Source organism: Pseudotenacibaculum haliotis, assembly GCF_042684245.1.
GTDB lineage: Bacteria > Bacteroidota > Bacteroidia > Flavobacteriales > Flavobacteriaceae > Polaribacter > Polaribacter haliotis_A.
This window is the reverse complement of record NZ_JBHULH010000012.1, coordinates 1-14633: the sequence shown is the minus strand read 5'-3', so window position 1 is coordinate 14633 and position 14633 is coordinate 1. Positions and strand designations below refer to the sequence as shown.

At 34.6% G+C, this 14633-nt stretch carries 13 protein-coding genes; 1 reads left to right on the top strand and 12 read right to left on the bottom strand.

Annotated features, from left to right (window positions below):
- Positions 1-15: 15 nt before the first annotated feature.
- The 9 genes from ACFSRZ_RS14470 to ACFSRZ_RS14430 form a co-directional block, all read right to left on the bottom strand.
- Positions 16-1005 carry a DUF4407 domain-containing protein gene (locus tag ACFSRZ_RS14470; RefSeq protein ID WP_379667286.1) on the bottom strand — a complete coding sequence of 330 codons (990 nt, stop codon included), beginning with the start codon at positions 1003-1005 and terminating at the stop codon, positions 16-18.
- Position 1006: 1 nt separating this feature from the next.
- Entirely contained in the window at positions 1007-1537 is a 531-nt protein-coding gene (locus tag ACFSRZ_RS14465; protein ID WP_379667285.1) for a hypothetical protein, read from the bottom strand.
- 2 nt (positions 1538-1539) lie between these two features.
- The gene (locus tag ACFSRZ_RS14460) at positions 1540-1842 is read right to left on the bottom strand and encodes an HNH endonuclease (RefSeq protein WP_379667284.1); all 303 of its coding nucleotides are present in this window, start codon (positions 1840-1842) and stop codon (positions 1540-1542) included.
- A gap of 23 nt (positions 1843-1865) precedes the next feature.
- Positions 1866-2240: a DUF4236 domain-containing protein gene (locus tag ACFSRZ_RS14455; RefSeq protein WP_379667283.1), complete on the bottom strand. Its 375-nt coding sequence runs from the start codon at positions 2238-2240 to the stop codon at positions 1866-1868.
- Positions 2241-2251: 11 nt separating this feature from the next.
- Positions 2252-2791 carry a hypothetical protein gene (locus ACFSRZ_RS14450; protein WP_379667282.1) on the bottom strand — a complete coding sequence of 180 codons (540 nt, stop codon included), beginning with the start codon at positions 2789-2791 and terminating at the stop codon, positions 2252-2254.
- Positions 2792-2810: 19 nt separating this feature from the next.
- A complete protein-coding gene (locus ACFSRZ_RS14445; RefSeq protein WP_379667281.1) occupies positions 2811-3017 on the bottom strand; it encodes a hypothetical protein in 207 nt (68 codons plus the stop codon).
- Between the two features lie 100 nt (positions 3018-3117).
- Entirely contained in the window at positions 3118-3783 is a 666-nt protein-coding gene (locus tag ACFSRZ_RS14440; RefSeq protein ID WP_379667280.1) for a response regulator, read from the bottom strand.
- Positions 3784-3786: 3 nt separating this feature from the next.
- Complete coding sequence (locus tag ACFSRZ_RS14435; protein ID WP_379667279.1) at positions 3787-5454, bottom strand: tetratricopeptide repeat-containing sensor histidine kinase; 1668 nt, start codon at positions 5452-5454, stop codon at positions 3787-3789.
- 58 nt (positions 5455-5512) lie between these two features.
- A complete protein-coding gene (locus ACFSRZ_RS14430) occupies positions 5513-5701 on the bottom strand; it encodes a hypothetical protein (RefSeq protein WP_379667278.1) in 189 nt (62 codons plus the stop codon).
- A 356-nt stretch (positions 5702-6057) separates the two neighbouring features.
- Here ACFSRZ_RS14430 and ACFSRZ_RS14425 point away from each other — a divergent pair, with 356 nt between their 5' ends.
- Complete coding sequence (locus ACFSRZ_RS14425) at positions 6058-6753, top strand: hypothetical protein (RefSeq protein ID WP_379667277.1); 696 nt, start codon at positions 6058-6060, stop codon at positions 6751-6753.
- Between the two features lie 76 nt (positions 6754-6829).
- On the opposite strand, the gene ACFSRZ_RS14420 is transcribed toward ACFSRZ_RS14425, so the two are convergent.
- The 3 genes from ACFSRZ_RS14420 to ACFSRZ_RS14410 all read right to left on the bottom strand — a co-directional run.
- Entirely contained in the window at positions 6830-9001 is a 2172-nt protein-coding gene (locus tag ACFSRZ_RS14420; RefSeq protein ID WP_379667276.1) for an OmpA family protein, read from the bottom strand.
- 1 nt (position 9002) lies between these two features.
- Complete coding sequence (locus ACFSRZ_RS14415; RefSeq protein ID WP_379667275.1) at positions 9003-9923, bottom strand: PorP/SprF family type IX secretion system membrane protein; 921 nt, start codon at positions 9921-9923, stop codon at positions 9003-9005.
- A 4-nt stretch (positions 9924-9927) separates the two neighbouring features.
- Positions 9928-14633, bottom strand: a 4706-nt coding sequence (locus ACFSRZ_RS14410; protein ID WP_379667274.1) for a T9SS type B sorting domain-containing protein, incomplete at its 5' end; no start/stop codon positions are given.

The following is a 14633-nucleotide window of genomic DNA, read 5'->3' as shown; positions in this document are numbered from 1 at the left end:
AATTTTTTATGACTCTTACTCAGTTAATTTTTCTAAAGACAGTATTTTAATCTCTACTTGGTGTTTAATAATTCGGTCATAGTCATTTTCTTTCTCTAGAAGTTTTGAGACAATTACCAAAAGCTCTATAATCAAGAAAAAAAGAAACCATAAACTCCACACAATTAAACTTATAGGAGATGACGTTAAGATCTCAAACATTACTTCCAATTCATCCAAGAACCCTTTCTTGTGCAACAACTCTTGTTCTAAATCTTTTCGAATATTACTTTTCTGAATAGACAATTCAGCTCTTCTTTTTCTCAAAGTATCAATCTGCTTATCCAATATTGGAATCAACTTGGTTTTAGGGTTCTCAACTGCATGAGATTCATACTTTTTCTTAACTAGAATCGTATCAAATTCTCTAGTTGTAGACACTCCATTTATAATTACACTTCTTCTTACTTTTGTAGGTATTCTTTCCGTTGCATAAACGGGCATGTTGATTGTAGGTTTTTTTGATATTTCATCTAATAGCTCGAGTCGTTCCTTTTCTTTTTTATCTAAATCTTTTTGAAATATTGCTATTTGATCATCTACCTCTTTGACCTTGTAAGGTAGTTGCTCATTCACCTCCTTATCTACTCTTAATAATTTTTGCTTCTCTATATCTTCTTGAAAAATAATCTGATCAATAATCACTGAGCCAATTGCAGCCATTACCAAACCAAGAACAAATCGAAAAGCTGAAGATTTCCAACTTTTGGTTCCTAAAATGATTTGTCGTTCTATCTGAACAATGATCACTGTCAAAACCAATCCGGCTCCAACAGCTCCTAAAAAAGAAAGTTTGATATATTCCTGAGAGAACAACACACCAATCAAAAACCAAATGATCATAATGATCAATAATGCAGAAGTATACTTCTTTACCGCTTTTTTACTTGCTTCACTACAAGACATCACTAAACGATAACTATACCCTGTGAGAAAACATCCTGTTTTCAACCACAAATTCTTCATCTTAAACATGACTATCCAAAACTTGATCCGACATTGCTGCTAAACCTCTCATAAAGCCTCTTTTGTAAGACAACGAAATACGCTCTACTAAACCTGTTTCTTCATTAAACTCCTTCTCTATTTCTGCCACAAGCTTTATTGAATCATTGACTTTTGCCAACTCAGCTTCCAAAAGTTTTACCGTATCTATCAATCCCGCATTCTTTCTGGTTTGTATATGGAATTCTATATCTTTGATATAGTCTTCATAGGTTTTATACGCTCTTTTGATTCTGATTTTTAAATCATACTTCAATAGCTTTATATTGTCTTCACTATATGAAAAATCAGGGTTCATCAAAGCATCGTCATATCCTTTTTGCTCGTGATCTACCTCAACGAAAGCATAGATTCTTTCGAGGTTGTATTTCTCTATTTGAGCGTTGGTAGTAATCGTTGAATCTTCTTTTTCTATAAAGAGATCTTCAGAGGGTGTTTTTTCCTCTACCGTTTCTGTAACAGTTTTCTTTTTGAAGAGATTTAAAATTTTCATTTTTATACGTATTTGGTGGGTACTTTATACAATTGATGTCCTTTTTGATGGCAAGTTTTGCAAAGAGAGATTAGTAAGTTTTCAGGGTACTCCCATGGCTTTCTATACTTTCTTAGTGTTTTTGAGTAATGATATTGCCTGTGGTGCATTTCTAGTTTACCTTCTGCTCCACAACACCTACATTTATGTTGGTCTCGTTCTAAAATCTTCTTTCTAAAATCTTTCCAACGTTGATCAAACAACAAAGCACCATAACTTCCATGTTGACCTACAAATCTCATAGATTCTTTTTTCTCAGTATTCATAAAACAAACTTTACTTATCAGTATTAACAGTTGCAATTTGATCTATCTACGTAGACTTGATTATCGTTACTATTTATATAATAACATCCTCCTTGTGGTCCAATAAAGAGTTCATGACCATTATACGTTCCACAATCCGGTTCTTCATCATTGGAGGTACAGGCTAAAAAGCTAAAAGACAATATGAGACTTATCATGATGACAAGAGCCAAAACACAACCACTGGATTTACTAAAGTTTTTCCTGTAATTCAACCCTGGAATTCCAGTTCTAAGGGTAAAGCCTCTAGAACTAATAGATCCTCTTTTGGATCGGTAACTAGGTCTGATTCCTGATTTGCTTACGTTCAATCCAAAACCCTTTCCTAGCTTGATTCTTTTGTAGTATCTAAATGCCATTTTTGACACTTTTACTGTTTTAACTCCTCTATTTTCTCTTTTCCTAATTTGAAAGATGTTGAAAAAAGCTCTATATCTTTAATAAAGACTGTATTATCGTTTCCATAACTATCTAATTTTAGATACCAAACGGATTTTCCCTTGCTGACATAATATCCAATCATGAATTTATCATCGGTAACAAACTTATTTTCTAGATAATCAGATGTAGTATTTAAATCATCTTTTAATTGTTTTTGCAATTCATCCAAAGCTTTCATTACTTCTATTAAATCTTCATATGCTATAGAAGCAGTTTTAGAGCTATATTTTGCTGGCTTAGATAATAGGTAGAAATACTTTGTTAGATTTCCACTCATTATTTTTTGAACTTTAACATCTACACTTCCATAAGCTGATTTTAGCTTGGGTAAATCATAGTTCTCATATTTAATAATAGTTCCAGTCTGTGAGACAAAATCAGACATCTTGGATTTTGACTGTTTATTCTCTTGCCCCTGCAATGTAACCGTAAAGACAATAACTAAAAGTGTAATAATTTTCTTGATCATACTATTTCGCTTTTAATAATTAGGAAGTATGACAAGCTTCTGAACAGTGGTAACAACCATTTACCTGAGAATAATATTTCCTTGCCGCTTGCACTGCTCCATGGCAGCTTGAAAAATCTCCTAAATAAATTCTGTTTTCCGGATAAGGTAGATATGAGCAATCATATCTATGGACTTCATGATCTCCATTAGATTGAGCATTTTTGTTGACGTAATAATCTGCCATAATTTTCATTTTTAAATTACTATGACAACAAAGCTATCGGCAAAAAAAAAGTCTTCCTTATGGAAAACCCTTAAACGCAGTAATGACAATACTTTAGCTGCTAAATTAGCTTATGATCTTTGAGAATTGACACCAAATGTGTAGTGTTCTTAGCTAAGAATTGGTCCTTGAGAAGATTCAGTCTTTTTTCTATAGAACTGATGCTATTGGGATAGATATTGGACTGTCTAAATTGCTTGCTAATATTGGATTGTGAAACTCCTTCTGAGATCAACTCCATCAGGTGCAAATCGTACTCAGAAATTTCATTATCGTGCCTTTCTACCAAAGCACGTTCTATTTGTTTGGATAAGTATTCCTCGCCCGAAAATACCTTTTCTAATGCTCTGGGAAGCTCTTTATCACTTTCCCTGCTTTTGCATACAAAAGCATTGGCTCCACATTCATTGATTAAAAAACGTACGGTTTGAAAATGATCGTCTTGTGAGTAAACAATAATAGAAAGATCGGCAAATTCTGAACGTAGTTTAGAAACTAATGCTTTTCCGGAAGCTATCTCTCTTTCGCGATGATCTTTTTTAAAATACAGGTCAGTAACTATCAGATCATAGGGAGCTTCTTCACGAATTGCTTTTTTCACTTTTAAATAGGCTTCATCACAATACAAGGCCTTATCTATTTGGGTGATTCCCTCTTGAGAAAGCATTTCAAAGACGTCATTATTAATGGAAGCGTGGTCGTCTACAATTAAAACTTTTTTAAACATTGCTTAGAGAATTAAGTTGGCGCGAAAACCTCTCTGGTTTTCTGACTCAAAAGTAATTGTGCCTCCAACCAACTCCATACGGCTTTCCATATTCCTTAGGCCACTTCCCTTCTCCAGCTCACAGCCTACTCCATTATCGATGTATTCAATGTTGATCTTCCCTTTTTCTTTGTTGAATTTTAAGGTAACCAAACTGGCTTGACTGTGCTTTCTCATATTGATCATAAGCTCCTGTACAACTCTGTACAGTACTTTTCTTTTGATCTCTGAAACTTCAGACCAGGCAATTTTTGAGCTATTTGTTGTAAATATATTTACATCTTTTGTTTTGTAACTGATGATTAGATCATTTAACAGTCTTCCAAAATCTTGATTTACATCCAAATCTATGTTGGCTTTGGAAATGTTTCTCACTTTATGGTAGATATCATCTAAGAAGTTTAGTAACTCTTGTTGATCTGTTTTTTCTCCCCTTACTTTAGTGATGGTATGAAATACATCATTGGCAACCTCGTCATGTAATTTTTCTGAGATTCTCTGTTCCGTTTCAAACTGTTTGACCAGCATCTTTTTTCTATAGCGAACTCTTAAGATAAAAATAGTTCCAATTAGCATAAAAACTATAAAAGCTCCTAGAACTTGAAGTTGAGTCTTTTCTAGTTTCTCTGTTGCTGCTTTAGCTTTTGCTCTTTCCGCATTTGCCCTCTCTTTCTCTGCTCTTGCTTCTGATTTACTTAGATCATATTTAGCCTTTGAAAACTTATTTTCATTCCGTTGGTTATCCAATTTTACTTCGGTATTCAATCTTAGGAATTCTGTAGTGTATCCATATTGCCCCAACTCTAAAAGATTTTGTAAGGCTTCTAATTGATCTGATCCCCCTTCATACTCTACAGCTATGTCATAAGCTTTCTTTGCGTAAAACAAAGCTTTCCTAGTATCTTTTTTAAGTATATAAAACTCTGTTAGATGTCTATAACTTAGATATAAATCTTTCTTTTCAGTTTTTCTTACATCTAAGGCTTTCATCATATTGGAAAGTCCTTCTTTTTCATTCAACATCGCTTGTACAAATCCAAGGTTATCTAAAGATTTTTCCTTTATTGAGTGTTTTTCTTCTATCTGCTTACTTAAATTATAAGCCTTCTTTAAATAATCTTTTGCTGAGTCATATTCTTTTAAATATTTATAGGAAATCCCTATATTGTTGTAGACGGTTGCAGAATCACTCTTACTTTGAACAATTTTCAGAAGTTTAAAATAATACTTCAGAGATTCTTCATATTTATTATACTTCCAATGTACTAACCCAATCCTATTTATTAAGCGATTTCTTATTATAATATTATATCCATCTACAGGTAAACTATCTAATAATTTTAATCCTTCAACCGCTGTCCTTTCACTATCGTAAAACAAACCAAGTTCTTTCTCAATTTCACTCATATAATCAAGAGCGTAAGCTGCTCCAATTTTATGTCCTTGCTCCAGATTCGATGCTTTGTATTTATCAAAAAAGACATAGGCTTTACCTAATATAGATGCTCCTGCTCCATTACTTACTTTACCTATATAATAATCTAGACTATCTTGATTTATTTGGGCATTAAGATTTTGAATACATAATATGACGATACAGTAGAGTAAGAAGGTTAGTTTTTTCGTTTTCATAGGTTAAAAGTAAAAAAAGGAAGCCAAAATTGACTTCCCTTCTCAAATTCAGGTATTTCTACCCTCCTGAGCCTCCTCCTGGAGGTGGTGGTGGCGGAGGTGGGGGATCTAACTCTCCACCTTCTCCACAGCACCCTTGTACTGGGGTTTCTATAAACAATTCATCTAACTCATCATTTTGCGTGCAGGACGCTAGGGTGCCCAAAAAAAGGAATCCCATAAGGAAAATTGAAACGATTTTTTTCATTTTAAACCTCTTTAAAATTTGACATGGCGGCGTCTGTTCGAGCAGTGCTCAAAGGCAATTGCTGACAGCGCAGCGTTAACTAAAATTTTAAAGAGAGGCCTCTCTTATGTTGGAAGTTGAAAGGCTATGTAAAAGGAGATATTACTTCCGGGTGATATCTAATTCTACTGAGACTTTCAGAAGAGAAATGATCGGTTTTTATGTATCGGATTAGGATGTTCCCGATCGTTTCTGAAGCGAAATACGTAAAGAATCCTAACATGGGTTGAAAAAAATTGAAAAGCTATTTAAAAACTTTTTAAAATTATTTTTTTAGAAAATTTTTAAAAAATCACTAACCTGAAAATCAAACAATTATGCATAAAAAACTAATAACCAAGGCTTTTGAAAAAGCCAAAAAAGACAGAAAAAAAATTGGCGATATGAGTCCTTCTAAGTCAAATTTAGCAGAGGACATTTCCGATTATTTAGATGAATATTGTAACTGTATATTATCTCCAGAAAGCTTAAAGCAGTATTACAACAAAGCAAATGACATAAAGAGTAAGAAAGAAGATATTAGTATTAAACAAATACCTGTAATTACAGGGCTATGCTATTATTTGGGTTACTCGAGCTATGAAAAGTTTTTGATAGCCGTTGGACCTTGGTATATGAAAGTTTTGTATTTCATTATACTGAATAAACCGATACTCATTATTAGTATCATCACAATAGTAACTTCTTGGATGATTTCATCTGCTTCTGTGAAACGTTGGATGGTTTGGGATGGGCTGGAATATGTAGAGGTTTCTTTTGATATAGAAAAGTATGATGACGGCACTCTTAAACTATACAATGCGGATCTGATTCGGAATTTTAAAAAAATTAAAAATCCTGACTGTAATACAAGATACTTTAATGAAAAAGGAGAAAAAATAACTTGGTATTACAAGCGTGGAAATAATAATTTGGAAATTTTTACGGCCCCCGGTATTCATCCGGTTAATGGAAGAACATTAGATGATATAACACGTCATATGATACAAACACATATTTGTGAGAGTTATTGAGGTAACTAACCAAAGTTTAAAAGCAGGAGTATCAAATAAAAGTATGGTATCATAATAAATTGACACTCCTTGCTTTTTAATTTATTTTTAAGGTTTGTCCAATACTTATTTTGTTCCCAGACAACTTATTTAATTTCTTTAATTGATCTACTGTAATTCCATAGAATTTTGCTATTGAAAACAACGTATCTCCTTCTTTAACTACATGGCTATTTGCATTTTGCTTAGCTTTATTCTCTCTTACCTGAGTAACTACCTTCAATCCTATACCCAGTTCAGAAATATTCGTAATCAAAAATTCTGATCTTCTGTTTGCTTGATGTTCTTCTTCTGTACATTTTACTCTATTACTATGAGAATCATTGTCTACACAATTATTGGTAAGTTTGCTTTCGCCATAGCCTTTTCCTATAATTCTATCTTCTGATATTCCTTTAGAAATAATATATCTTACAGTAGACTTAGCTCTTCGATCAGATAAGCTCTCATTGTATCTTGCCTTACCTCTGGCATCTGTATGGGAAGTAGATTCTATGATAAGTTTTGGGAAACGATTCATAATAGATACTATTCGATCCAGTTCTTTGGCTGCATCTGGTCTTATGTTTGATTTGTTATAATCAAAAAAGATAGGATCTATTCGAATCATTAATTCATTTCTATCGTTGTATGTAAATTCATCTATAACCCCCAAATTGAAATCTAAATTCAAAATTAAATCTCTTTTCTCCGTTGTTTTAAATTCATTAGAATCCGGTTTGTAATATTGTTTTGAAGCTGTGACCTTATACAATTTATTACAAGGTAATGTAAAGGCAAACTCCCCTGAAACTTTGGTTATTTGCTCTGCTACAATTTTACCTTGTTCATCTGTAAGTACAATTTTTGCATCTTTTAACGGAGTTTCAAATTTCTTGTCTTTTACAATTCCGGTTATGTTTTGCATACATGGTGGTTCCGGCTCACGAATGGTAAAAGAATAAATATCGTCATCTCCTTTTCCTCCTTCTCTATTGGAAGAAACATACCCATATGCATTTGTATCATCAATTACAAAAGCAAAATCATCTTTCGGGCTATTGAAAGGGCTTCCTAAATTATCAATTGCCTTATAAGTTCCTTCTTCTTGCCTACTTGCGAAAACATCTAACAAGCCTAAACCTAAGTGTCCGTCTGATGAAAAATATAAAGTATTGTCTGCTGCTACAAAAGGAAACATTTCTCTTCCTTCTGTATTGATCGTCTTTCCTAAGTTCTCAGGTTCTCCAAAACTTCCGTCTTCCAAAATTTGGATTTTATACAGATCTGTTTGACCAATCCCTCCGGGCATATCTGACACAAAATACAGTGTCTTTTCATCATTACTCAATGCCGGATGACCTATAGAGTAGTCATTACTATTAAAGGGAAGTTCTGTAATATTATCCCATCTTCCATCAATTTTTTCTGCCTTATATAATTTTAAATGAACTGTTCTTTTGTTGTCTGCACGAAGCTTCTTTAAGTAATTATTTCTGGTAAAATACTTTGTATTTCCATCTTTAGTAATAATTACTGAAGATTCGTGATACTTAGTATTAATACTTAACATTTGTCTAGCTTCTGTAACATCATAACGATATTCTTTTTCCTTGTTACCTTTCAATTTTTTCTGAGCTCCAACATATACATTTATAAAAGGTTGATTGTTCCATTTGTACAATTTTCTTCCTTTTTCTACCCCTGGAGATGTTGAACTAAATATTAAAGAATCTCCACTAATAAACCCTCCAAAATCTGAATATGCTGTATTGATAGATACATTATTAAGAGTTACAATTTTCTTTCGCTCTTTTGTAAGTTCATTCAAGTAATTTTTGTTCCCTTCAATTTCTTTTCCTCTAGAATCTTCTAAACTCTTTGCTCGAAATTTACGTAGCCAATCATCTGATCTTTTGTAATTCTTGTTACTCTTTAAACTTTGAGCATATTTAAAATAATATTCAGCAGGAATTTCTTCTTCAGGAATTGTTGTGAATAATTTTTCATACCAAAATTCTGATTTCTTAGAGATAGCATTGAAATAATAGGAATCTCCTAAACGAGAAAGAACCAGAAAACTACTGTCTCCTTTTTGATAAATCTTTTCGTATAATTCCGCTGATTTAACATATTCAAAGTTGTTAAAATACTTTTCTGCTGTTCTTTTGCTTTGAGCAAAAACTACTCCTACAGAAAGTGCTAATATGAATGTGATTGTTTTTCTCATCTTAGAAGAATCTTGGAGATTTTAATTTAGGTGCTTTTAATAGATCATACGTCAACATTACTTCATGTGTTCCAGAATTGTAGTTTCTAAAGTTTGAAGTAGTAAGGTCATAAGCATACCCTATTTGCAATCTATCGTTTACTTGTATATTTATTAGTGCACTAATAGAGTCATCCCAGCGATAGGATAATCCTGCTGTAAATCGTTCGTTGAATAAAAAGTTTGCTGAAATATCGATAGATAAAGGGGCGCCTGACACGATTTTTGCCAAGGCTGCCGGTTTAAATTTGACATCTTCCGAAAGATCGAAAACACGCCCTAAAATCAAGAAATAATGTAATCTTTCAATTGCAACGGATTCAACCAAATCATCGTAATGATCAGTTCTTAAAAAGTTAGGAACCGAAAGTCCTAAGTACCATTTATCTGTATAATAATAGAACCCTGCTCCAACGGTTGCTAAAAAGCGATTGTTGATGTTTTGATTGAATACAACATCTGGGTTCTGGAAATTTCCTTTAGACCAATCTATGTTAAGCATTCTACCACCTAGACGGAGCCCAAAAGCTAAATTTCCTACTTCACTGGTACGAAGCGTGTATGAAATATTTGCATCTGCATAAATCTCTTCAGAAGGACCTAATTCATCTTTTATAAGGTTGAACCCTAAACCTAAATTACTCAATCCAAGAGGTGTATGAAAACTTAATGTTTGTGTTTCCGGGGCTCCATTTACTCCAACCCATTGCGATCTTCCTAACAGCGTTAATGACCCATAACCTTTAGACCCTGCATACCCTGGGTTTATAACCATGGTATTGTACATATATTGTGTGTATTCTGGGTCTTGTTGAGCAAACAGATTACTACAACTTATCAGACCTATTACAACTATTGCTATATTTTTAATATTCTTAATCATTTTTTTATCTGTTTAAGTAAATCCAACCTGTTTTTGGTTTAGAACCATTTCCTAAATCTAGTACATAATAATACGTTCCTACCGGTAATTTTTCTCCTGCATTAATTGTTGCTCTTCCTGTAGAGGTTCCGTCCCATGAGTTATCATAATTTCTCTTTTTAAATACTGTATTACCCCACCTATTTAGAATCTCTAAAGTATTATTTGGGTATTGGTCTATACAATCAATCACAAAGAAATCATTCACCCCATCTCCGTTTGGAGAGAACTCATTATAAATGGTTAAACAGACTGGTACTGTACTAGCACTTGCTGAATTATTTGAACTATCTGAATCCGGTTGATCTGCACTAATAATGTTGGTAATATTTGTATAATCGCCAGATTCATTAACTTTTACTTCTAAGCTTAGTGTTGCTGATCCATTTCCTGATAAGCTTACAATTCTCCACTCACCTAAAAATTCATCATAAGCACCATTACTTGTAGTATGAGAAACATATTCGTATCCTGAAGGTAAAATATCTTCTACGAGTATATTAGAAGCTTCTACTACACTATTGTTTTGAAGCGTTATAGTAAAGACCACATTGTTATTTACTACTGGTGTTTGATCATTTACTGTCTTTCCAATAGAAAGATCTATAGATGCTATGATAATGTCCGATGAATCATCATCATCTTCTCCTGATCCACCTCCGTTTCCAACATCACTATCTGGATCATACTGATCTGCTGAGGTAATTTCTGCCACATTATTATATTCATCTGTTGCTCCTGTTGGAGGTAAAACTTCGACATCAATTGTTAAAACTTGAGACGTTCCGTTGGCAAAATCTCCAACGTTCCAGATTCCGGTAACCGGATTATAATCTCCTCCTGAGTGTGTTACATAAAGGAATCCTATTGGGAGATTATCTGTTACTTGAACATTGGTAGCATCATCGGGGCCATCATTTGACAGTGTTAATGTAAATGTAACTATGTCTCCAATATTTGCCGATGTGTTATTTACGGTTTTTTGTAGGCTTAAATCTGAGATTTGAGGAACAATAGCCGCAAAAGCTTCATCATCTTCACTTTGATCTCCATCATCATTTCCTCCAGAACTATCCGGATCATATTGATCACTTGAACGAACTTGAGCCGTATTTCTATATTCATCAACAGGAATTGGAAATGCACTTGGAGCATTCACGTTTACAGAGTAACTCAATACTATCGCTTGAGCAGTTCCTAGATCTAAAGCAGACCATACAATTTGATTGCTAGCTGAATCAAAAACACCTCCATTGGTTACACTATTAACTACGTAGGTAAATCCTTCCGGCAAATTGTCTTCTATACTAACATTGGTAGCATCATCCGGACCATTATTAGTGATTACTACTTCAAAGGTAATTTCATCTCCTACATTTGGATTTGCATTCGATACAGTTTTTGAGATACTTAGATCGGCTACTTGAGGTACAATTACCACAGCATCTTCATCATCTTCACTCTGATCTCCATCATCATTATTTGGAGTGCTATCAAGATCTACATTATCACTTGCTGTAATTTGAACAACATTCTTGTATTCATCTGCTGTCCCGGTAGGTGCTAATACTGTTGCGGTATAGGATAAATTCAATCCATTTAGAGGGACTGTTAAGTTAGTCCAGTCTATTGTATTCGAATTTTCTATTCCTCCATTACTAATATTAGCGATATTGCTATATCCAACAGGTAATACATCTTGTATGCTAACTCCTGTAGCAACATCCGGCCCGTCATTTCTAATGGTAATAGTAAAGGTAAGCTCATCACCTACATTTGGAGTGGTATTATTTACTGTTTTTGTAATACGTAGATCAGAACATCCGTTAATGGTTACAGATATAGCACTTCTTCCGCTTTCACAATTTGAAGTTAAATCAAAAGTAGAAGCATAATAAGTTCCTGTTGCCAATGCCGTAGTTAGTGCTAAAGGAGATCCTCCTGTAGCTTGATCGTACCAGTTTATGATCTGACCCGTTCCTACTGTTCCTAACAGATCTCCTACAAAAGCAGCTCCACAGAACTCTTGATCCATTACATTAGGATTGGTTGGTGCTGTAGGTTGATTTAAGGTTATTGATAGTGCATTAGACTGGCAGTTTGATATGAGGCTTGTTGCAACTATATTCGTATAATTACCTGCTGGCAAATCGGTTAACGTAATATTTCCTGATCCATCAGTTCCCGCAAAGATCATTGTATTATTTCCATCCAAATCATAACTTAACGAATAGCTCTCGTTGGCATTTAACCCTGTAATTTGAATACTACCGTTATCTATAATACAACTATCAGGGTTTACGGTAGTTCCTAAAGCTATTGCAGGTGCATTGGGTTCAATAATATCTACACTTGCAATCGCGTTTGAAGTACAGTTTGACTGATCTTCAACTTCAATATTCGTATAGGTTCCCGCTATCAAGTTGTTAACAGTAATACTACCTGTAGCATCAGACATAATTACTTGATTTTGGTTATTACCATTGAGGGTATAAGTTACCGTATAGTTCTCATTGGCAACTAAACCTAAAATCTCAAAACTTCCTGTAAGTCCACACTGCGCAGGGTTAACTACTGCTCCTAAAGAAATTGTTGGAGGGTTTATAACCGCTCTATCTATAGTATTGGATACACATCCTGCAAAAATCACCCTCATGTTTTCGTACAATCCTGGGCTTAAACTAGAAACTATGAGCCTACCTACTCCATCACTCATCACCATAGTATTGGAATTCGTTCCATTATAAGTGTAAACGAATGTATAATTGGTATTTGCCGCCAGACCTGTAAACTCTATACTTCCTGTTCCATTACAAGTTAATGGATCATTAACTGCGTCCAAGGTAAGTGTTGGAGTTGTAGGATCTTCTAAGATTACCCCTGGAAGAACATTGCTTTCACAAGCATTTGATTCTACTTGTATATTGGTGTAATTTCCTGCCGGTAAATTTTCAATAGCAATGATTCCAGAACCATTTGCCATTAAGTTTGTATTGATTTGTGTTCCGTCTTGTTCATAGCTTACAGCATACATAGCATTGGCATCCAAACCATTGATCTGAATAATTCCATCTGTTCCACTACATGTCGTAGGGTTTGAATTACTCTCCAAACCTATTACAGCCGGAATGGGTTCTGAAATAACTACTGGTCCTGCTAGAACGGATGAATCACACCCATCTAAGTTAACTTGGAAGTTTGTATAACTTCCTACTGGTAAATTTCCAATATTGATATTTCCTGATCCATCGCTATTGATGCTGGTATTCACAACAATCCCGTTTCTAGAGTAACTTAGTGCATACTGAGTGTTTGCATTTAATCCTGTTAATTGAATTGAGCCATCACTTCCCGAACATGTTGTTACTTGTCCTATTGTTCCTAAAGCAAAAGTAGGAATCTCTTTTACCGTAACATTTACAGCTACTCGACTACTTTCACAACCTGTTGTTGTATCTCTAGAAACCGCATAATAGGTAGTTGATGTAAGTGTTGTTGAGCTAACTAAAGGGCTTCCTCCTGAAGCCATAGTATACCAGATGAGTTCACTTCCTAATGGAACATTTCCATTCAAATCTGCAATAGTTGCTACTCCACAGAACTCTTGAGCTATAGCTACCGGATCTGCCGGTGGAGGGGGTAACGCTATTTCTACACTAGCAGAAGGGCTAGAAACACATCCTACAGAGTTTTGAACCGTAAATGTATATGTTCCAGGTGCTAATCCTGAAAACACAGCTGTAGTTCCTGTTCCAACGATTGTTGAATTCCCTAATGATTCTGTAATTGTCCACGTTCCGCTAGCAGGTAATCCGCTAAATTCTACAGAACCTGTTGTAACAATACATGTAGGTTGGGTACTATTTTCAATAACTGGCGCTGTCGGATTCACACACGTTGGAGTTGGAGTATTAGTATCGCTATTGTTTGACACGTCCGGATCTGCTTCAACTCCACTTACCGTGGCTGTGTTAGCATAATTTCCTGATACTTTAACAAGTGCTGTTATATCTAACGTTTCACTAGATCCTGTATTTAAATTGCCTATAGTCCATACCCCTGTTCCTGAGTTGTAGGTTCCAACTGATGGGTTATTACTCACATACGTATATCCGTCCGGTAAAAGATCATTTACTACTACTCCTGTTGCATTACTTGGACCTGAATTGCTTACAGTTAATGTAAAGGTGATATTATCTCCTACATTTGGAGTAGCATCGTTAACTGTTTTTACAATAGACAAATCTGATTTAGGAGCTCCCGGAACTGGCGTATTGGTATCGCTGTTATCACTTCCATCCGGATCATTCTGATCGCCACTTACCGTAGCTGTGTTTGCATAACTTCCGGTAGCATTAATGATAACTGACATCTGTAAAGTTTCAGTTACTCCACTAGTCACATTTCCTATCGTCCAAACTCCTGTTACTGAATTATATGTTCCTACTGATGGAGTATCACTTACATAAGTAAATCCATTAGGTAGCAGATCGTTTACTACCACTCCTGTTGCATCACTTGGACCTGAATTGCTTACTGTAAGAGTAAACACAACCGTATCTCCAATTAATGGTGCCGGATCACTTATTGTCTTTACAATTGATAAGTCTGATTGAGGTACCGGTACAGGTGTGTTGGTATCACTGTCATCACTTCCATCAGGGTCGTTCT

Bases quoted from the DNA above. Each gene is read 5' to 3' on its own strand.
- ACFSRZ_RS14470 (WP_379667286.1), bottom strand. From the start codon at position 1,005: ATGAAGAATTTGTGGTTGAAAACAGGATGTTTTCTCACAGGGTATAGT.
- ACFSRZ_RS14465 (WP_379667285.1), bottom strand. From the start codon at position 1,537: ATGAAAATTTTAAATCTCTTCAAAAAGAAAACTGTTACAGAAACGGTA.
- ACFSRZ_RS14460 (WP_379667284.1), bottom strand. From the start codon at position 1,842: ATGAATACTGAGAAAAAAGAATCTATGAGATTTGTAGGTCAACATGGA.
- ACFSRZ_RS14455 (WP_379667283.1), bottom strand. From the start codon at position 2,240: ATGGCATTTAGATACTACAAAAGAATCAAGCTAGGAAAGGGTTTTGGA.
- ACFSRZ_RS14450 (WP_379667282.1), bottom strand. From the start codon at position 2,791: ATGATCAAGAAAATTATTACACTTTTAGTTATTGTCTTTACGGTTACA.
- ACFSRZ_RS14445 (WP_379667281.1), bottom strand. From the start codon at position 3,017: ATGGCAGATTATTACGTCAACAAAAATGCTCAATCTAATGGAGATCAT.
- ACFSRZ_RS14440 (WP_379667280.1), bottom strand. From the start codon at position 3,783: ATGTTTAAAAAAGTTTTAATTGTAGACGACCACGCTTCCATTAATAAT.
- ACFSRZ_RS14435 (WP_379667279.1), bottom strand. From the start codon at position 5,454: ATGAAAACGAAAAAACTAACCTTCTTACTCTACTGTATCGTCATATTA.
- ACFSRZ_RS14430 (WP_379667278.1), bottom strand. From the start codon at position 5,701: ATGAAAAAAATCGTTTCAATTTTCCTTATGGGATTCCTTTTTTTGGGC.
- ACFSRZ_RS14425 (WP_379667277.1), top strand. From the start codon at position 6,058: ATGCATAAAAAACTAATAACCAAGGCTTTTGAAAAAGCCAAAAAAGAC.
- ACFSRZ_RS14420 (WP_379667276.1), bottom strand. From the start codon at position 9,001: ATGAGAAAAACAATCACATTCATATTAGCACTTTCTGTAGGAGTAGTT.
- ACFSRZ_RS14415 (WP_379667275.1), bottom strand. From the start codon at position 9,923: ATGATTAAGAATATTAAAAATATAGCAATAGTTGTAATAGGTCTGATA.